General features: G+C 66.9%; 1 protein-coding gene and 1 pseudogene. Both read right to left on the bottom strand.

The genetic code is table 11. From position 1 onward, the window contains the following. Positions 1-183: 183 nt before the first annotated feature. Positions 184-382: pseudogene (locus LNV08_RS22300) on the bottom strand (IS5/IS1182 family transposase); the annotation flags it as partial. A gap of 16 nt (positions 383-398) precedes the next feature. After that, positions 399-21,596, bottom strand: a complete 21,198-nt coding sequence (locus tag LNV08_RS22295) for a CARDB domain-containing protein (protein ID WP_263535953.1) — start codon at positions 21,594-21,596, stop codon at positions 399-401. Positions 21,597-21,639: the final 43 nt, after the last annotated feature.

Below are 21,639 nucleotides of genomic sequence, written 5' to 3'. Positions count from 1 at the left end.
TTGTACGGCATTCGAGCTAATCGAGGTGAGGACTTTTTCAACAGAATATGCCCATAGCGGTCGCCCGGTTTGCAGGCCGCATGGTCGGCGAAGGCGATCAGGGGACGATTGATTTTGATTCGCTGGGTCGCCGCCACGTGCAGTGTTGGGCTTTGGCCGTGGTCTCGCACGCAAATAGATGTCGAGGTTCGTCTGCTCGAGTTGCGTGGCCAGCGTTAGGCCGTCAACCGGGTTGCTGGGGAACGAGCGTGTGCCAACGATCAACCCTTGCTTGTGCGTCCTCGCCAGGCTGACCTCCACACTGAAATCGGAGGGCTTTCTGGTGTAAGCCCCGAGCCGATCACTCTACCTCGGGCGCGTGCAGCGCGCAGAGATTGTCCTGCGTGTTGTCGAAGCTCTCATAGAGCGGTGGCTCCTGCCGACACCGCCGACGGCAAGATCCGAAGGCTGGCGGTCGGCAGTACCGGCTTGGCCGTGGCGGCTCTCAGGCTGAAGTTGCTGAAACTGCCGCCCAGATCGATCAGCGGTGATGAAGGGGCTGCATCCGTCGAGCTGGCAATGAGGCTGGCCGAGGTCTTGGCGCTGAGCTGCTCGGCGGACAGCGCGGCGGGCTGTGGTGCAGGCGGCAAGACCGGGACGGCCGCAATCATGGCCGTGGAGGCCGCCTTGCTGCGCGCCAGCACATGGGCCGCATCGGCCGAATTGACTGCGCCGCTGCCGTCCACGTCGGCTAGGATGGTCAGGTCGATGCGCGGGATCTGCGGCAGGCTTGTGACCAGGTTGGAGCCGATGCGCAGCACAGTGGTCACATCGGCTGCCGTGTACTCGCCATCAAAGTTGACATCACCGAGGTAGCCGACCAGATCGACCGCTGCATCGCCCGCCAGGGTGGCGGCCACGCCGTTGATCATCACTTGCTCGATTGCCACAACGCCCGAATCGCCCAGCCGCGCGCTGGTGGGCACCGTGCCGATGACGCTCAGCAGCTTGAGGCTGCCAGCAGGCAAGGCTGTGGCGCGGTGGATCACCACATCAAACTGATCGGCTAGGCCCGCCACCGGGGTGACGGTGAGCGTGGCGTCCGTAGGCAGATTGGCCCCGCGGTTGATCAGCGTGATAGTCAGCGTGTGGGGGTCAGCACGCAGGCGCAGGCGCAGGTCGGTCACCGTACCGTCGCTGGCTAGGGTAATAGGCAGGCCGCTGCCGGCGCCGCCGATGTCAGCAGCCTGGCCAGGGCCCCGCGCGAAGTCCGGCAGGCGCAGGCGCACGGCAGGGGCGGGTGCAAGGGCAAAGGACGCCACATAGTTGCCCCCGGCCGTGCCATTGGTATCGCCGTCGAGCGCACCCCGGCGGGCGTTGCTCATCGCGTCCGCCGCGCCACGGATGGTCACTGTGTAGCTGTCGGCCGCCAGTTGGGCCCCGGTGCGCACAAAGCTGAAGCCCCGCCCGTCGTCGTCGAGCACCAGTGAACCCTTGACCGCGCCGGTGGCCGCGCCGCTGATGGTTACATCGGCGGCAGCAGTGCCGTAGAGGTTCAACAGTGCTGGGTCGATCTGGTCGTTGAAGCGGACGTTGAAGCCCCAGGTGGTGGATGAGAAGCCGGTCACCACCAGCTTGCCCAGGGTGACCTGGACGGTGAACTGCTGGGTGGCGCTGAGGCCGCCGGGGTCGCTGACCCGCACTCGGAAGGTCTGCGGCGCGGCAACGTCGGTCGCCGTCCAGCTCAGGTGGCCGCTGGTGTCCAAGTTGGCACCGACCGGGGCCTGCAACAGGGTGTAGGTCAGCGCGTTGTCATCGACATCGTTGGCGGCCAAAGTCAGATTCAGCGTGCTGCCCTCGGCCAGGTTCTGGTTGGCGATCGCGGCCAGGGTCGGCGCGTCGTTGACCGGACGCACGGTGACCGCGACATGGGCCGTGCTGTGGTGGCCCTGGTTGTCGGTCAGCGTGTAGTCGAAGCCGTCCGAGCCGAAGTAATCGGCATCGGGCGTGTAAAGCGCCTTGCCGTCTTGTTGCAGCGCCAGTCGGCCATGCGCGACCGCGCCCAGATTCAACACGACGCCCAGCGAGCCAACGGTCGAGTCATTGGCGGCGAAGTCGATCATCACCGCTTGATCTTCATCGGTGCTGGCTGCATCGTCATGGGCCACCGGGGCGGCGCTGGACGATTTGAGCCCGAAGTCCTGCGCCGTCGCGGCCATGCCGCTAGTGATGACGACATCGCGCGCCGCCACGCCGCTGGCCATCTTGCCGGCCGGCAGGTCGAAGCGCACGTGCAAGGTGCCTGGCTTGAGCTCGGTGAAGCTGTAGGCCCCGTCGCTGCCGGTTACGACGCTGCGCTCGTCGGCGTCCAGTGCGTCGTTGCCGTTGGCATCGAGGTAGACGGTGATGTCGCCATGGGCCACATCACCGGCGTTAAAGCTGCCGCTCAGGTCGGCGTCGTCATAGACGGTGCCGCTCAGGCTGGCAAGGCGGAAGTTGCCGAAGTCGCGGCCGGTCGCGCTGACGCCGCCGACCAGATTAACGTTGTGAACGCCGGTGGCGGCCGCGGTCTGCGGCGCGGTGGGGCCGCTGCCGGGTGTGCCGTCGCCGGGTGTGGGCGCAGGCTGGGCCTTCAGAAGGCTGATGGCGGCGACCAGCTTGCCCATGTCCAGGCGGGGGAACTTCTGGCCGGTGTTAGCGACGTTGTCGATCTCGTCGTCGCCGTCCATGATGAGGACGCCGGTGCTGCGCAGCATGCCAGCGAATTCGCCGGTCGTCAGGCCGCGGCCGAGCACCCGCATCGCGGCTTGCTGGGCCAACGCCGCCGCGCCGGACACAAAGGCCGCCGCTTGGCTAGTGCCTTGCATGGTCGTCACGCCGCCGTTGGCGTTCGCGCCGTTAAAGCGCGCGCCAGGCGCGAAAGTGTCCATCAGCTTGGTGTCGCGCTGCGAGAATGCGGCGATCTCGTCGGCCCCGGTACGGTAGTTGGTCGCTCCGGTGGAGACTGTCCACGGCCCGCCGAAGTCGGCCGACCAGGTCGCGCCGACGGCGATCACGGCCGGGTCGGAGGCCGGGTAGGCCACGCCCATCTTGCCGAACTGCAGATAGTTGTTGCCGGCCGCGCCGACCACGATCACATCGGTCTGCGCCAGCGCGGCCAGCTCGTCGCCGATGCCGTAACGCGAGAGCTGGTCGGTCCAGTTGCCGTTGTCGCCGAGCGAGAGGTTGACCACGCTGATGTGGTACTCCTCGCGGTGGGCGATCACCCACTGCAAGGCTTTTTCAAGGTAGGCGAAGGTGCCGTGACCGGCATCGTCGAAGACCTTCAGCGAGATCAGGTCGGTGCCGCTGGCCACACCCCGGTAGAGCGAATCCTGCGAGCCGATGATGCTGGCCACATTGGAGCCGTGGCCGTGGTGGTCGCTGGCGTCGTTGTCGTCGTTGGCAAAGTCGTACTGGTAGACGATGCGGTCGTCGATGCCGTCGCCGTTCAGGTCGGCCCCGAAGAAAGGATGATTCAGGTCGATGCCGGTGTCGATCACCACCGTCGTCGTGCCGCGCCCGTCGAGCGTGGCATAGGGGGCTTGGGCGCGCAGGTCGGTGATGCCGGTGGTCTTCAGCGCCGTGTCCATCGACAGCTTGCCGTAATCGACCACCGCCGTGCCGGTGGTCAAGGCCCATTGCGCACCGCAGGCGCAGTCAGCCTCCATCGCGATGTCGGAGCTGGCGGTGGTGACGCTGACGCCCGCCGCCGCCGGCAGCGGCGTGGTTTGCAGCCAGCCCGCGCGCTGCTCCTCGGCCACGATGTAGTTGCCAGGCAGCAGGCCGGTGAACTCATAGTTGCCCGCAGCGTCGGTCAAGGTGGTGGTCTCGCCCGCGTCGAGCAGGCCGTTGCCATTGGCGTCCAGGAAGATCAGCCAGCCCTCGATGCCCGGCTCGGCCGCCTCGCGCAGGCCGTTGCCGTTGAGGTCGTTGATCTTGCTGCCGCTGATGCGGCCGAGCTGCACATCGCCCTGGTCGGCGACCATCACGAAACCGCTGCGGATGTGATACGGCACGGCCGGGGTGGTGCGCTGCCAGGTGACCCCCGGCGTGACCGGGATCACCTCGCCGACCGAGAAGGTGCCCGGGCCGATACCGCTGAAGGCAAAGCTGCCGTCGGCACCGGTCACCTGGCTGACTTCGCCCGCGTCGAGCGTGTCGTTGGCATTGCCGTCGAGGAAGACCGTCCAGCCGGACAGGGCCGCCTCACCGTCATCGCGCGTGCCGTTGCCGTTCAGGTCATTGAACTTGATGCCGCTGATGCGGCCGCTGTTGAAGTTGCCGAAATCGGCACTGTGGACCGTGTGGCCCTGCACCAGATTGACCGTGTAAGCGCCGCCCGCCGGGGTGGTCAGCAGCCAGTCGGACGGCAGGATGGTGCGCACCTTGTAGACGCCTTCGGCCAGGTCGCTGAAGGCGTAGCTGCCGTCGGCGGCGGTGGTGGTCGAGAGTTCGCCCGCGTCGAGCGTGCCGTTGTCGTTCGCGTCCAGGTAGACGGTGCGGCCGGCCAGCAGGGGCTCCAGGTTGTAGTAGGCCGGGTTGTAGCTGCCGCTGCCGTCGCTGTCTTCGTAGGCGATGCCGCGGATGCCTGTGGGCAGCACCCCCAAGGTCGTCCAGCTGCTGGTCTTGCTGCCCACGCCCGCATTGCCGGCCAGGTCGCTGACGCCGGCGGCGGCGACGGTCAGGCTGTAGCTGCCAGGCGTGCCGGTCAGCGCGGTGAGGCCGCCGATGCGGTAGGCATTGCCGCCCAGTGCGGTGATGGTGACGCTGGCATCGAGCGGCACAGCGACACCGTCGCGGGTCAGGCTGAGGTCGTGGAAGTCGAGGCCGCTCGCGTCGATCGCCTCGTCGAAGGCGAAGTCCAGGCTGTCGACCGGCGTGGCGGGCGGGTCCGGGGTGACGGCCGCGACGGACGAGACGCCCGGCGCGGTGGCATCGACGAACACATCAAGCGTGCTGTCAACCAGATTGCCGGCCGAATCCACCACGCGCACCCGGATCTTGTGCTGGCCGCTGCCGCCGAGCTTGAAGCTGCTGGTGAACGTGTTGACCCCGTCATTGCTGACGACGGTGGCATAGCCCAGGTCATTGCCATTGGTCAGGTCGGTCAGGCGCACGGCCAGGCCCGCCTCGGCCAGAATGCCGCTCAGGCCGACCTGGGTGGAGTTGGTCAGGCCATCGCTGTTGCTGATGCCGTTGTCCGGGCTGAAGTGCAGGTTGGTGGCACCCAGCGGGCGGACGATGTCCATCAGCCAGCTCGAGGTGGCCGAGCCGACGCCCGCATTGCCGGCCAGGTCGCGCAGGCCTGCACCATTGACCGTCAGGGCGTACGTGCCGTCCAGGCCGACTTTCCAGTTGAAGCCCTTGATGCGCCAGGTGGTCGCGTCGATCTGCTCGACGGTGACCTCGTTGGTGATCAGATTCGGCCCGCTGCCGTCGCGGGTCAGGGTGATGTCGTGCCAGTCGAAGCTGGTCGGGTCGATCATCTCGGAGAACACCACGTCCAGCGCCTGCACGACGGTGTTGCGCGGGTTGGTCGCCTCCTGCTCGATGCTCTGCACATCGGGGGCTTGCGTGTCGACATGCCAGCCACTGGCCAGCTTGCCGATACCGGCCACGCCGTTGCTGTCGGCCGTGCCGGCTGCGCGCACGGTCAGCAGGTATTCGCCCTCGGGCGCGGTGAGGCTGTCCAGGCCGTTGATGCGCAGGGTCTTGGCGTCAATGGTGGTGACGGTGACACCGGCATTCAAGTCGACCGAGACGCCGTCGCGGGTCAGCAGCAGGTCGGTCCAGTCGACGGTGGCGAGATCCATCGCCCGCGAGAACACCACGTCGACCGAGGCGACCGGCGTGTTGCGCAGCACCGGCACGATGGCCTGCACGCTGACGATGACCGGCGCGTTCGCGCCCATCGCCCAGGCAATCGTCTGGCTGTTGGTGCCCGCGTTAGTGGCCAGATCGGTGACGCCATGGGCATCGACCGTTAGCGCGTAGTTGCCGTCGCTGCCGGTGACGGCTGCCAGGCCGGTGACGCGCCAGGTGTTGCCGCTGACATAGGCAATCGTCAGGTCGGGCGGCAGGCTCTGCGCGACGCCGTCAAGCGTCAGATGCAGGTCGGCCGGGGTCAAGGTCGTGTCGTCGATCAACTCGCTGAAGGTCATGTCGACCGCATCGACGGCGGCCGTCTGCACGCCCGCGGCGATGCCGGAGAGCTGGGTCAGGGTCAGCGCGATATGGTCGACGATGGCGAACTTGAAGGTGTAGCTGCCGGTGCTGTCCTTGTCGAACAGGTGGATCAGGTTCTCGTTGGTCGCCCCCGCCTCATTGGCGTGGAAGGTGCGGTTGCTGCGCCAGACGGTGCCGCCGCTGGGGGCCAGCACCTTGCCGTCGGAGCGGACGATGCTGACCAGCTCGTAGCCGGGCAAGGCGTCCGGCACGCTCAGGTAGGCCCAGCCGGTGCCCATATCGGCCGTCAGCGTGCGGGTCAGACCGCCACCGCTCATGCTTGCATTGCTGGCCTGCGAGACCGCCGCCTGCCCGCCGGTGCTCATGTACAGCGTGTCGGGCAGGTTGCCGTCATCGGGCACATCGTTGACCAGGTAGTCGGGGATGTGGTCATCGATCGGCGAACTCACTTTGACCACATGGGTCAGCTCGTGGATGGTGACCTTCTGTATCAGCGAGGTGCTGAGGTCGCCGTTGTCGTCCAGATGCTCGAAGCGGGCCGAGAAGTCCTTGAAATGGCCTTGCAGGCTGGAGGTCAGGTTCCACTGCGCCGACTGGATGCCGCCGGGGGCGATATTGCCCAGGTCGACCGTCAGCGAAGGGGTGCTGGCCAGCGCACCGATCTGCGAGCTGATGATCTTGAAGTCGACCAGCAGGCCTTTCTCGTTCTCGACAATCTGCGGCTGGGCCGAGGTGATCGTCAGGTCGCCCGCACCGCCCTTGCCGACGTTGGTGACCTGCAGCCCCAGGGCAAAGGGCTCGGAGGCTTCGACGATGTCGGTGAAGGGGTCGTCGCCGATCACGTCGCGCTGCCAGAAGTAGTCGAGATTGAGCTTGGCCTCGGGCTGGACGGTGATGCGCGCGGGCAGCAGGGGCACATTGACCAGCTGGCCGCCGTCGATGTAGTGCAGCACGCCGCCCATCGAGTAGACGGTGGCCACGTCCGGCGCGGCGCTGTCCTTGGGCACGAAGGTGTACTGGAAGGTGCCGTTGGTGCTGCGCTTGATGCTGCAAGTGCCGTCCGCATTGACGGTGATATTGCTCATTACCGGGCCGCGGATGACGAATTTGTCATTCGCCGCATTGCCATCGGCGTCGCGAATGTCCAGGGTCAGGCGCACATCGTCGAGATCCATATCGGCATGGCCGTTGTCGATCTCCAAGGTGCCAAGGAAGGCGGTGCGGGTTATGACAGCCTGCTGCTCGATGCGCAGGCGCACCTGGGCACAGACCGCGCCGCTGGCCTGGGTGCTGACGCCGTCGGCGCTGCCGGGCGCGGGGGTGGCGCAGCCGGTTTGCGGCACGGTGTAGTCGATCGGCGTGGTGTAGGGCGAGCCCGGGCCGCCGCCGCTTCCGCCGAAGTACCAGCCATCACCACTGCCGCCGCCGCCGCTGCTGCCGCCACTGCCACCGCCGCTGCCACCCAAAGTGCATAGGCAGGCGAGGATGTCGGCCCAGTTGCCCAGGGCACCGCCCAGCGCGCCGACCGGCCCGCCTTCAAGCGCGCCGACACCGGCCGCGCAGGCGGTGGTCAGCAAGGCGTTTTCGCAGGCGGTCAGTTTGAAGCCCGCGCATTGCAGGGCGGCGGAAATGACGTCGCAACCGGCGGTCAGCAGATTGCCCGCACCCTTTTTCTCGAGGTATTTGATGACCGAGCCGGCCGCGCCCTTGAGGCTGTCCGGGCAGCCATCGACGGCCACCAGCTGCATGCTGACTTTCTGCCAGACATTGTTTAGACAGACATAGGTGTAGACCGCGTCGATGCCCAGGCAGCCGGCAATCGCGTCGACCGCGCCGACGGTCTGCACATTGCCGGCCAGGGCCGCCAGATAGCGCGGCGAGCCGGGCCGCAGCGTGATCGTGCAGGGGATGGTCGCCTCGCTCTTGGCGGCCAGCACCGGCAGCTCGCTGATCAGCGGCGTGATGATGTAGTTCGGGTCGTTCTGGGGCACGTTGATCGACACATGGGTGGCGTCGATCAGGCCGTGGTTGCGCAGCGTGATGTTGAATTGCGTCAGCTGGTCGGGGAAGACCCAGGGCATGATGAAGGGGTCGTCGATGGTGACGACCGGCATCGGCACCTCGGTCTGGAAGGTCGACTCCAGCACGATGCGGTAATGGTCGGCGATCTCGGTCGGCACCACCGTCCAGGTGTAGGTGACGGCCTGGCGGTGGAGGAAGACCTCCTGCGCGTCAAGCCCGCCCGGGGTGATGTGGACGGTCGAGCGCACGCTGTCGTGCTGGCTCGCGCTGACCTGCAGGGCGTAAGTGCCCTCGGCAATGCCGGTGAAGTTGATGACGCCGCTGGCGTCGGTCGTCGCCGTCGCCACCACGTCATAGGTGTAGACGTCGAGCAGCTGCACCGTCGCCCCGGCCAGATTGGGCTTGTCGGCGGCGAAATAGGTGTACTCGTCGGTGACGGTGACCTTGGCGTCGCCGATCGCCTCGGACACCGCGCGGAAGCGGAACGACTCGGTCACGAAGGTGCTGGCCCCGACCACATTGATAGCGCCCTGATAGATGGCCAGCGGCAGATCCGCGCCCGGCGACAGCAGCAGGGTGATGACGGTGCGCTCGCCCGGCGCGAGGCTGGCAATCGTGGCGGTGGAGCTGAGCGTCAGCCAGGGTGTGTCGGGCGGCAGCTGCACGATCAGCGGGCCGGTGGCCGCACCGCCGGTGTTGACCACCTCGAAGCTGACCTGGTTCTGATGGCCGCGCAACATGCCCGCGCTGAGCGAGCCGGGGTTGCTGACCAGATTGGCGTGCAGCGGGTTGACGGACACTCTCAGACTCGTGTCGGCGTGCGCGCCCTCGTCGCTGGAGATGGTGATGGGCGCATTGCCGCCCAGTGCCTGCGCGTCGGCGGCCGCTGTGATGCTGTAGCCGATGGTGGCCGAGCCGCTGCCGTCCAGCGTGACGGCGGGATCGAAGGTGAGGGTCACGCCCGGCGGCAGGGCCGGCACGCTGGCGTGCACGTTGTGCAGCGCGATGCCGCTCAGATTGGTCAGGGTAAGCAAGCCGGTCTGCGTTTGGCCGGGGATCAAGCTGGCGCTGATGCCGCCATCGACCTTTATGCCGATGATGTCGAATGCGTCTTGCGGTGTGTAATCGATCACGCCAGGGTAGACCGCTGCGATCGTGTAATGGCCCGCCTCACCGGCCAGCGGCGTGAAGGTGGCCTTGAAATTGCCGTCGCGGTCGGCTACGGCGATCAGGGTGCGGGTGGTGTTGCCGGTCGTCACCTTGATGGAGACCGGCACAAAGGGCTTGGGCACACCCGTCGCCACATTGAGCGTCTGACCGCTCATCAGCACCGGCGTGCCCTGGGTGATCTGCTCGGCGTCGGTGTGCACGCTGGCGGTATAGGGCGGCGTCACGATGACCGAGGTCGAGCGCGTGTTGTTGCCCTCGGTCAGCTCGGTCACGCTATTGCCGCTGTCGGTGACGACAAAGGCCCACATCTCGCCGACCTTGGCGCCCAGGCCCACGCTGATGCTGCGGGTGTAGTTGGTGCCCAGGGTCAGCGGCGTGCTGCCGGCAAAGCTGCCGACCAGTTGGTCGTCACCGGACAGCACGCTGTCGTTGGACAGGTAGACGTTGTCGGTCCAGCCGCCGCTGGCATCGCCATAGCCGGCGTTCTGCACCGTCCAGGAGAGGCTCATCGTCGTACCGGCGACGGCCGAGGCCGGGGTGTTGATACTGGCGACCTGCAGGTCGGCCAGCTCGCGGTCGGTCACTTGCAGGCCGACATTGCCACTGTTGAAGCCATCGGCGGCGGCAATGATGGAGACGTTCTGCGTGCCGTCCTGGATGCCGTCCTGCAGCGCGTTGACGGCAAAGGTGATCGACTGCTGACCGGCCGGAATGACCAGGGTCGCCTGCACCGTCGCCTCGCTGGTGTCGGTCGAGCTGAGGTGAACGATCAGATCGCTGGTGGCCGGGGTGTTGCGGGTCAGGGTGGCGGTGGCAGCCCCGGCACCGGCGGCCTCGGCGATCACATTGCGGTCGATCGACAAGGTCAGGGTCGGGCCGTCGTCATCGGTGACCAGCAGCATCTTCTCGACCCGGGTGCCGGGCAGCGGCGCGCCGCTGAACGAGTCGACCACGGCTGCGCCGATGCGCACGGCGTGATCGCCGTCGGCGGCATTGTTTTGCAGGATGGTGAGGTCGAACTCCACCGAGGCTGCCCCGGCGGCGAAGGTGACGTAGTTGGGGATGCGCACGCGCGCCGCGTCGGCACTGATGCCGACGGTCAGCGTGTTGTCGGTGACGGTGGAACGGGTCAGGATGCCTCGCGTGGCGGTCACGCCGCCGGCCTCGGAGACAACGGCGCTGGACAGGTCCAGCGTAATGCCGGGGATGTCGTTGTCGATGATGTCGACGCGCAGGCCGGCGCTGGTGAAGCCGCCGGCGGTGCCGGTCAGGTCGGTGCTGCGGTTGCCCTCGGCCACCGTGTCATTGACCGGGGTGACGGTGAAGGTCGCGCTGCTGGCCCCGGCGGCGATGACGACGCTATCGGGCGAGGTGAGCTTGTAGGTCTTGCTGTTGGTGATCGCCACAGTCATCGCGGCCGTGGTGTCGGTGTTGCGGGTGACGGTGACGGTGAGCGGGCCATAGCCCTCGTCGATGGTGGTGACGGGCGCGCTGAAGCTCAAGGTCGGCGTGTCGTTGTCGATGATGCGCACCGCCGCCTGCACCGGCGCGAAGCCGGTGGCCGAGGCGCTGATCGTGCGGTCGCGGTCGCCATCGACCTGGCCGTTGTCGATGGCCCCGTAGCTGAAGCTCGCGCTGGTCTGCCCGGCCAGCAGGGTGATGCTGGCGGGCAGATTCAGACCCGCTGCACTGGCGGCAAGCTGCACGGTCAACGGCGCGTCGGTGGCCCCGCTGCGCTGCACGGTGCCGGTGTAGGCGCCGGCACCTGCGGCCTCGCCGATCGTGGGCGCACCCAGGCTCAGGCTCAGGGCCGCGCCGATGTTGATGGGGGCCGCGGCGATGGCGGCGTTGTTCAGCTCATCTTGCTCGGTGACGGCATTGCCGGCATCGACGCGCACCACCAGCTTGTAGTCGCCCGCCGCCGCGTTGGCCGGCAGGGTGACGACCGCGGTGCGGGCATAGCTGCCGCCCGGGGCGATGTTGTTGGAGGCGTAGTAGAAGGTGCCCAGCAACTGGTCGCCGCCGATGGCGTTGTCGCTGGAGAGGTAGACCTGCTCGCTCCAGCCGCCGGTGGCGGCGAGGTTGCCGGCATTGCTCGTGGTCCAACTCACGTCGACCGTGCGGCCGGCCAGGCCGCTGGCCGGGGCCGCCACGGCGCTGACTTGCAGATCGGGCAGCGGTGCCGCGGCCACGCTGGCAATGACGCTGGCGCTGTTATTGCCCTCGAAGCCGACCTCGCGCACGCTGTTGTCGGCATCGCTGACGACAAAGATGCGGTAGTTGCCGACGGCAGCCAGCGGCGGCGTGATCGTCAGGCTTTGCGGGCTCGACGCCCCAGCCGCCAGGCCGCCGCTGACGGTCAGCTGGCCGAGGTAGGTGTCGGCCCCGTCGAGCGTGGCGTCGGACGACAGATAGACGCGCTCGACCCACGAGCCATTGACCGCGCCCGTGCCTTGGTTCTGCACCGTCCAGCTCAAGGTGCCGGGCTGGCCGCCGACCAGGGGGGTGACGGCCAGATTGGTCGGCCGCAGATCGGGGTGGCGCACCGTGCTGACGGCGCTGAAGCTGCTGTTGGCCGTCTCGGCATCGGCCGCGCCGGTCTCGTAGACCTGGTTGGCTGCATCGGTGACGACGACAAAGCGCCAGTCGCCGTCGCCCAGATCGGGCACGCCGAATTGCAGGCTGGCCTCATAGGTGCTGCCGCCGGTCAACTCGGCCGTGCGGGTGACCGCGCCGAGGTAGACGGCGCCACTGGTTGCAGGATTCAGCGTGCCGTCGCGCGACACATAGAGCTGGTCGACCCAGGGCTGGCGTGCCGTGCCTTCCGGAGCACCGGCATTGCGCACGCGCCAGGACACCGTCTGCAACTCGCCGGCCTGCATCTGCGTCGGCGAGGTGATGTCCTGCACGCGCAAATCGACGGCCGGTGCGCTGCTCAAGGTCACCGTGGTCTGCGACACGGCCGCGTTATTGCCGTCGAAGCGGCTCTCGAAGATGTAGTTGAAGGCGTCGGTCATGACGATCAACTGCTTCGCGCCGGTGATCCCGTTGGGGACGCTGATCTGCTGCGTCACGTCATAGCCCTGGCCGACGCCCAGCGCCCCGTTGTGGCCGAAGTAGCCCAGCGACACGGCGTTGACGTCGAGCACGCCGTTGTTGGTCAGCCAGACCTGGTCGTACCAGAAGCTGCCATTGGTCGTCGCGTCACCGTTGTTGTCGACATGCCAGGAGACCGACATCGTGCTGCCGCCGGTGGCGTTGGCGGGCACGACGGTGAAGGCCGATTGCAGGTCGGCGTGGTAGGCGGTCAGCAGGACCGGCTGCAGGGCCGAGGTGTTGTCGGCCCGGGTGTCGGGCTCGGTGTCGGCGTTGAATGCGTCGGTCACCAGGGCGAAGCTGTAATTGCCGTCCAGGCCCGCCGGAATGATGGCGTCGAGCGTGCTGCTGTAGCTGCCGCCTGCGGCCACCGCGCCGCTGTGCGGAACGGTGGCGATGACGACGTCGTCGCCATTGCCGATGATGGCGTCGCGGCTGAGCACCAGGCGATCGACCCAGTTGCTCGCATCGGTCGCGGCATTGCCGACGTTGCTGACCGTGAAGCTGAAGTGCGCGGCATCGCCGCTGCGCTGGGTGGTCGGCGCGGTCAGGCTCGTCGCCACCAAATTGGGCGCGGGCTTGGTCGTCACGTGGACAAGCACGCTGCTGGCGTTGTTGCCCTCGTCGCTCTCGGGGATCAACGAAGCGCCGGAGGCGTTCTGGTCGGCGGTGACGGTGATGCGCAGATCGCCGACCGAGCGCAGTCCGGCCGGCAGCTTGACGTTGAATGTGCGCAGCACGGCGTCGCCTGCAGCCAGCGCTGCGCCGGTGACGGCGACCGGGTCATAGGCCACATCGACGTTGGTGATCGTCTCGCCGGTCATCGTGTTGACGATCTGCACGCGGTCGAACCAGCCCTGAGGCGTGGCGGCGTTGCCGTCATTGCTGAGCGTCCATTGCAGATGCAAGGTATCGCCGGATTGCGGTGCGCTGTCGAGCACCTGCAAATTGGCGACGACCAGATCGGGCGCGTTGGTCAGGCTGATGCTGGCGCTGTTGTTGGTCTCGCCAGTGTCGCTGGCGTTGTACTCGGCCACATCGCCCAGCACATCGGTGCTGACGGTGACCTGGAACTGCCCGCTGCCACGTCTGCCGGTGGGCCAGGTGAAGGCGATCTGGCGGTCGATGCCGCCGCCCGCAGCGACGGCGGCCGAGGCGGCGTCGACGCGGGTGGTCTGGTCGAACACGACCTCGCCGGTGGAAACATTGCGCACAACCACGTGGTCGCTCCAGGCCCCGGTGGTGGCCTGTTCGCCGCTGTTGTTGATGCGCCAGGAGACGCTGGCCTGATCGCCGCCGGCCAGGCCGCTGGACGGCGTGAGGGCGATATTGGCAACGGTCAGGTCGGGGTAGATCAGCAGGGTCGAGGTGACCTGGGTGCTGGCGCTGTTGTCGCTCTCGCCCGTAGCCCCGGATTCGACCACCGAGTTCGTCACATCGGTGATCACGCTGATGGTGAGCAGGCCCGCGCCGCGTTCACCGGCGGGCAGGCTGACGGTGGCGCTGCGGGCGCGGCCGGTGCCCGCCAGGATGGCGCCGGCGGTGGCCACGTCATAGGCTGCGAGCTGGTTGACCAGGGTCTCACCGGCCGCATTCTTGACGATCACACGCTCCTGGAAGGGCGCGGTCACGTCGCGGTCGCCAGTGTTGGCGCTGGTCCAGCTGACGGCCAGGCTGCCGCCGGAGTGAATGCCGCTGGCATCGGCCCCGACGACGGCCAGGTCCTGCACGACCAGATTGGGCCCGGGCAGCACGCCGATGGACAGGGCCACCGGGGCCTGGTTGACGACCGGTGTGACGTTGAAGCTGTAGGTCGGCGTGCCGCCATCGCCCCGATAGCCCTCGATCAGCAGGGTGTAAGTGCCGGTGTAGGCCAGCGTGCGTGTGCCTTGGTCGTTCAGATAGGTCGGCGCGAAGACGTTGTTGCCATAGGGGTCGAGCAAGTTCCACAGTCCGTTGCCGCCGCTATAGCCCAGCATGTCGAAGAAATAGCTGTCGCCGGCCGTCGCCTGGAACTGGTAGATGTCGGCCTCGCTGGCCGGGGCCAGCTGGCCGCTGACTGCCGTGCCCGGGGTGATGGTCGTGGCACTGCTGAGGTTCAACAGGCGGAAGGCAAAGTCGCCCACCGTGTTGTTGCTGCCGTCGATCACCAGCGTGTAGTCGCCGGCGGCGAGGTCGACCCGGTTGTAGTAGTAATAGCCATAGTCATTGGTCGGACGGTCGCCGAAGACGGAGACGCCGTCATGGTCCAGCACGCGCCAGACCAGGCCTTCGCGCGACGAGAGCTCGTCAAACAGCAGCTTGCTCGAGGTCGCCAGGTTGAAGCTGTAACGCTGGGTGTCGCCGGGCTTGGCGAGGCTGCTGTTGACGGTGGTACCCAGGGTCAGCGCCTGGGTGGTGTCGCTGCTCTTGCTGACGGTGAAGCCATAGCTGCCGACGCCGCCACCGGCGTAGTAGCGCCCGGCCAGCTCCAGCAGATAGCTGCCCGTGCGGCTGAGCACCACGCCATCGAGGTTGCTGCCGAAGTCGTTGCCCGCGACGACCGCGCCGGTATCGGCGTGGATCAGCCGCCAGTAGGCGTTCATGCCGCTTTGCGAGGTGGTGTTGAAGAACAGCCGGTCATTCGCCGTGCCGTCGAATTGATAGACCTGGGTGCTGGTGGCCGGGTTGAGCGTGCCGGTGATGGGCGTGTCCAGCACGATGGGCAGGGCGGCAGCGGCGGTGTCGATCAGCCGGTAACTGGTCGCCCCCAGGGCCCAGTCGTAAGGCGTGGACAAGGAGATGGTGTAGTCGCCCGCCGGCAGGTCGTAGTAGGAGAGGTGCTGGTCACTGTCGGTGCTGTAGCTCACCCGGCTGTCAATCACGTCGTTCGCGCCGGTCAGCGTCCAATAGTTGTAGTACTGGTTGGCCCCGTTGAGCTGGTCGATGTAGATGCGCCGCGCGGTCGGCAGGTTGAAGCTGAAGACCTGCGGCGTGTCGACGGCGGTGATGGACGCATCGATCTGGGCCACGCCATTGACGAAGCTGACCGGCGTGCCCACCGGCAAGGCAGGTGGCGCGACGAAGCCCGTCTTCTGGATCTGGAAGCTCTGCTGCTGCTGGCCCCGCGAGTCGATCTGTCCCTCTAGCAGCACGGTGTAGCGGCCGGTCAGCGTGAGTTTCAGCGAGCCGCCGGTGTACTGGTTCGAGTCGTAATAGAAGTCTCCGCTGAAGATATCACGCCCGGCCGGGTCGTAGATGCGGGTGATGGGCCGGGTGTCGGTGTAGTTGATGCGGTCGAAGATGACCTGATCACCCGCCGTGGCGTCAAAGGCGAACACGCCGGTCGTGCGCGCCTGGTCGGGCGTCCAGGTCGTCGGCGTGTCGTAGGCGATGACCTGGGCATCGGCAAAATTGGCCAGGCGGAAGGCGAAATTGCCGGTCACATCGCCATTGGCGTCGACCGTCAGGCGGTAGCTTTGCCCGGCCTTGACGAAGAACGCGACGCGGCTGTAGGCATCGGAATCACGCAGCGTGCGGTTGGTCAGGTTCTGACCAAAGTTGTCGATCACCGCGCCGTCGAGCGTGGCGAGAGACCAGGTGATGCGGCTGTCCGGCGTCAGGCCGTCAAACGCGATGCGGCCATCGGCGGCGGCGGTGAAGGTGTAGGTCTGGGTGCTGCCGATCTGGCTGATACGGCCTTCGACGACGGTGCTGGGCGTGGTCGAGTACAGGCTTACATCGGCCATGTGCAGGGCCGCACCGAGCGAGCCGGTGTTGGCCAGCGCGCTGCCCGTGCCCTCGTCGAGCGCCAAGTTGACGAGCAAGCCCGCCTGGCTGCCGTCGAGGGTCTGGTTGGCGCTGGCGGCGATGTCGGCCGCGCTGCGCACGGTGCTCCAGACCCGCACGTCGGACACGGCCCCGAGCAGTTCGCCGCGCGAGCCGTCATTCATGTCGCTTGAGCCCACATGCAGGCGCGCGTCGGGCAGGCTGAGCGCCGCCCGCGTGTCGATGGCACCGGACGCCACTTGTACCCCGTTGACGAAGATGCGGGCCACGCCGGCCGTGCGATCGACGGTGGCGCTGACGCGATACCACTGGCCCGGCTGGATGGCACCGTAGGCGCTGCCGATGTTCCAGAAATTGCCCTGCCAGTTGGAGTCGAGATTGACCTGGCCGCTGCTGCCCAGGTACAGGCCGAAGGTCTGCTGGCTGCCGCTGTTGCTGCCGCGATGGATCAGCGGCGTCCAGCTGTTGCCGAAGGCATCGACCTTGACCATCGCCTCGACGGTGAAGTCGCCGGTCAGGTCGAGCGCGGCCGAAGGGTCGCTGAGCAACTGATTGCCGCCATCGAACTTGACCGCCGTCTCGCCGAGCACCGGCCCGGCCGTCCATTGCAGCGGCCGGAACTGGCTGACGCCCAGGGTCAGCGGCGTCGTGGCGTTGCTGACCGTGCGCAAATTGAAGCTGTAGTCGCGCGCCGGGTTGCGCTGGCCGGAGGGACCGTAGTCCTCGACGATCAGGGTGTAAGTGCCGCTGCGCGACAAGGTGGTGGTGTCGCGGTCGCCAAAGGAGTTGACGCCGAACACGGCTGCGCCGCTCGGGTCGATCAGCCGCCAGGCGGGCGAGACGCTGGTGGCGCTGAGGGTGTCGAAATACAGCTGCTGGCCGGCCGTCGCATCGAAGTGAAAGATCTGCGCCACCTGGCCGGGATCCAGATGACCGTTGACCGTCTGGTCGAGCGCGATGGTGGTGGCCCCCGCCACATTGAGCAGGCGGAACATGTAGTCGCCGATGGCGGCGTTGTCGGCATCGACCTTGAAGGTGTAGGTGCCGGCGGCCAGATTCATCAAGCCGTGCGAATCGGTCGAATCGCCGTAATAGTAGCTGTCGCTGGTCGAGACGGTCGGGCCGGTCAGGCTCCAGCGGATGTCGCCGCGGCGGGTCAGGCTGTCGAAATAGACCTGCGTGTCGGCGGCCAAGGTGAACTGGTAGCTCTGGGTCTGGCCCGGCCCGTTGATGCGGCCGGTCACCAGACCCGGGACGCGGCTGGCCAGGCGCACGATGGCACCCGCCGCACCGCCCTTGGCATCGGTCAGCGCCGTGCCACTGGCTTCGTCGAAGCAGTACAGGCCGGCCAGATTGGCCTCGCTGCCGGTCAGGGTGGTCGCGTCGGCCGCGGCCACCTCGGCCGTGCTGAGCGCCTTGTCCCACAGGCTCAGTTGGTCGGCCTGGACCTGGTAGCCGTAGAAGTCATAGCCCTCGGTGTTGTAGCCCAGGCGCAGCGGGTCGGCCAGGCTGACCGCCGCCTCGGGATTGAGGTAACCAGTGGCGACGGTCACGCCGTCGAGCACAAGGCGCATTTGGCTGTTGGCGCGGTCAAACACCGCCGCCACCTTGTGCCAGACCCCGGCCGTGACGAGGCCGGAGGCGGTCTCGACATAGCTATAGCCCTGGCTGTTGTCCGGGTAGCTGCCCAGATGCATGCGGCCGTCGCGGTTGATGAACAAGCCGTACTGGCGCAGCGCATCGGCGGTCGTCTTGGTCAGCAGCGGGATCCAGGAGCCAACCGTGTTCTGGTCGATCTTGAAGCTGGTCTCGATGGTGAAGGAGCCGGTCGCGTTGGTGGCCGGGGTGTTGGGGATTTCGATGTATTGCGCGTCGCTGAGCAGCACGGCTCCGCTGGCTTGGCCCGCGGTACGTTGCACGCCCGCGTCGAGGCCAACGGCGATGTCAAAGGTCTGGGTCGTCGTCGGCGTGACGTTGTTCAGCCGGAAGCTGAAATGGCTGGACTGGTCGTTGTTGCCGTAGTCGCCATCGACGATCAGCAGATAGCGGCCGGTGTAGGCCAGCGTGGTCGTGTCGCGGTCGGCGAGGCCGGTGCGGCCGAACACCTCGCGGCCGAAGGGGTCGATCAGCCGCCAGGCGGGGTTGAAGCCGCTGGCCCCGAGGCTGTAGAAATAGGCCGCATCCCCGGCCGTGGCATCGAAGCTGTAGAGCTTGGCCGTATCACCAGGATTCAGGTCGCCGCTGACGGCATCGCCGAACGTGAAATGTTGCGCCACGGCCGTGTCGATCAGGCGGAAGGCGAACGGGCCGGTCGGGCGGCCATTGCCATCGACGGTGATCGTGTAGTCGCCGGCCGGCAGGGTGATCAGCCGGTTGTAGAAATAGGTCAGGTTCTCGTTGAAGCCGGTGCGCGGGCCGCTGATCTGCAGATTGAACGGGTAGTAGCCGTTGTTCGATGAAATACCGGTCAGCGAGTCGAGATAGAAGGTCTTGGCCTCGGGCAGGCTCAGCGTGTAGGTAAAGGTCTGGCCGGGCACGTCAATGGTCCCGGCGGCCACGCCGGTGAGGCCCTCGAAGCGGTTGTGGACGCGGGCGCTGAGGCCGCTGGCCGAGGCATCGGCCAAGGTGGCACCGGCCGCTTCGTCGAACTTGAGCCAGGCCTTGAGGTGGGGGTCGGCGGCGCTCGGCGGCGTGCCTTGCAGGCCGCTCACGTCGGTCGCGGTCAGTGCCGTGTCCCAGAGCCGGAACTCGCTCATCGCGCCGCGCAACTGTCCGTCGTCCTGGCCCCAGCCTTCGTAGGAGCGGCCGAGGTAGAGCGGCGTGTCCTGCACCTTGGCACCGCCGTAAATCGTGCGCAGATCACCCGAAGCGGCAAGGGCACCATTGATGTAGATGCGCAGCTTGCTGTTGGTGCGGTCGATCACGCCGACGATGTCGTACCACTGCCCGGCCTGGATCGACCCCACCGGGCTGCTCAGCTGCAGCTCGCCGTATTGATCCGAAGTGCTCAGGTCGAGGCTGCCATTGGCGTTGAGCCACAAGCTGTAGCTGCGGTCACCGCCACTGGTGGTGCTGCCACCTTTGTAGACGATGGACTGCCAAGTCTGGTCAAAAGCATCGATCTTGACGCGGGTCTGGAAGCTGACATCGTTGCTCAGGTTCAGCGCCGGGTTGGCGGTGACGATAACATCGGTCTGGGCGTTGAAGGCCAGCGCGGCCTGCGCGCCGTCGCTCGTCCACTGCGGGGACAGGCCCGAACTGGCGGCCGGGTCATACACAGCCTGCTTGTTGGCCGCCGAGTAGATGCCGAAGCGGTAGTTGATCGGCGCGGCACCGATGCTGTTGTAGCCCTCGATCAGCACGGTGTACTTGCCGCTGCTGGCGAGATTGCTTTCCCAATCGCCCCAACCGGTGTTGCCCACCACCTCGTTGCCGTCCGGCCCCAGCAGCCGCCAGCGCAGACCACCGTTGTCGGTGTTGGTGGCCTTGAAGAACACATGCTGGCCGGCGGTGGCGTCAAAGCTGTAGGCGGCAGCAGCGCTGCCTGGGCTGAGCTGGCCGGCGGTGTCGGTGTTGAGCGCCAATGGGGCCGTCGCGGCGGCCAGGTCGACCAGGCGGAAACTGAATTCAGGCGAGGCTGCATTGGCCGAGCGGACGGTCAGCGCATAGCTGCCGGCGACGAGCTTGAGCACGCGCGCGCCCTCCTCGCCGTACCAGCCAAAGTGCGAATCGGTGACCTCGACGCCGCGTGGCCCCTGCAGGGACCAATAGGTGTAGTAGTCGGCCGGCACCGATTCCGGATCGAAATAAATCGTCTTGTCTTCGCTGAGCGTGAAGTTGTAGACCTGGGTGTCGCCGAGCCCGGCCAGGCTGCCCACCTGGACATCGCCCAGATTGATGGGCGTGCCCACCGGCAGCACGACCGGCGTGTTGCCGTTGTCGACCAGCTGGAAGCTGTAGTCAGTGGGGCCGTAGTTGACGGCGTCACGGTAGTCTTCGCCGGACACGAACAGGGTGTAGACGCCCGTGCTGGCCAGGCTCAGGTTGTTGAGGTCGTAGAAGCTGGAGGCCCAGGTGATGTAGCGGCCGGAAGGGTCGAGCAGTTTGACGTTGGGCGAACCGGGGCCGGTGCTCAGCGCGTCGAAATTGATGTTGTCGCCGGCCGTCGCGCTGAACTGGTAGATCTGCAGGCTGTTGGCGGGCGAGAGCTGCCCGCTGACGACCGCGCCCTTGCTGATGACGGTGGCGGCGGCCACGTCCAGCAGTTGCAGGGCATAGGCCCCGGTCGTGCCGCCGTTGCCGGTGATGGTCAAGGTGTAGTTGCCGGCCTTCAAGTTGGCGAAGCTGCTGCCGTAGTAGCCGTAGTCGACATAGCTGTTGAGGGCACGGTTGCTGATGGACTGGCCATTGGCATCGATCACCACGCCGCCGTTCGGGCCGATCAGGGACAGCAGCATCTGGTCGTTGCCGGTCAGCGAATCGAGCGCCACCGTGCGGTCGGTCGCCAGCGTGAAGTGGATCACCGCCGTGTCCTGCGGGCCGGAAAGCGTGCCGCTCACCGGCAGCGCCGCGCCGCTCCAACTGCCCAGCTCCTGCACCGGCGAGACGCTGCGATGCAGGCTGAAGCCGTAGCCCGCGCCCGTCGCCGCCTGGCTGTCGAGCAGCACGGTGTAGCGGCCGGTGTAGGCCAGGGTCGGCAGGGTGTTGCTGTAGTAATCGCCGTAGCCGCTGTTGATCTGCTGGCCATAGGGGTCGTAGACGCGCAGGTAGGTGCCGGCGTTCTGGGTGATGTCCAGGAACAGCCGGTCGCCGGCCGTGCCGTCGAACACAAAGGCCAAGGTCTCGGCGTTGGCGTCGAAGCTGCCGGTGACCGGCGTTTCCAGCGCGATCGGCGTGGCGCGGGCCAAGTCGAGCAGGCGCATGTCGTAGGCCCCGGTCGTGTCGCCCTGACCGTTGACGTCGATCGTGTAGTCGCCGGCCGCCAGATCGAGCGGCGCGTAACTGCCGCCGTTGCCGCTGAGCGCGCGGAAATACTCGTTGCTGACGATGGCCCCCGACGGGCCGCTGAGGTTCCAGTGCAGATTGCCGTTTTCGATCAGGCTGTCGAAGGACAACCGCGCCGCGCTGTCGAGATGGAAGGTGAAATGATCGACCTCGCCCGCGCTGTCGATGCTGCCGGTGACCCGGGCCACCGACAGCGGGTCGGCCGCCAGCAGCACGCGCTTTTCCAGCGATTCGGCAATCAGCGTGCGGCGGAAGGGCAGTTTTTCACCGCGCGCGGCGGCCTTGAACTTGGCACGAAGGTTCGCAAAGATCGGTTCGATTGCATTCATTTCGTCGTCTCCATCTGTTCTTTACCGGGCCAGTGCCATCTGC

This window comes from Paucibacter sp. TC2R-5, assembly GCF_025717605.1.
GTDB classification, from domain to species: domain Bacteria; phylum Pseudomonadota; class Gammaproteobacteria; order Burkholderiales; family Burkholderiaceae_C; genus Paucibacter_A; species Paucibacter_A albus.
This window is presented reverse-complemented; position numbering and strand designations above follow the sequence as displayed.

Excerpts from the sequence above, each read along its gene's own strand:
- LNV08_RS22295 (WP_263535953.1), bottom strand. The coding sequence starts at position 21,596 with ATGAATGCAATCGAACCGATCTTTGCGAACCTTCGTGCCAAGTTCAAG.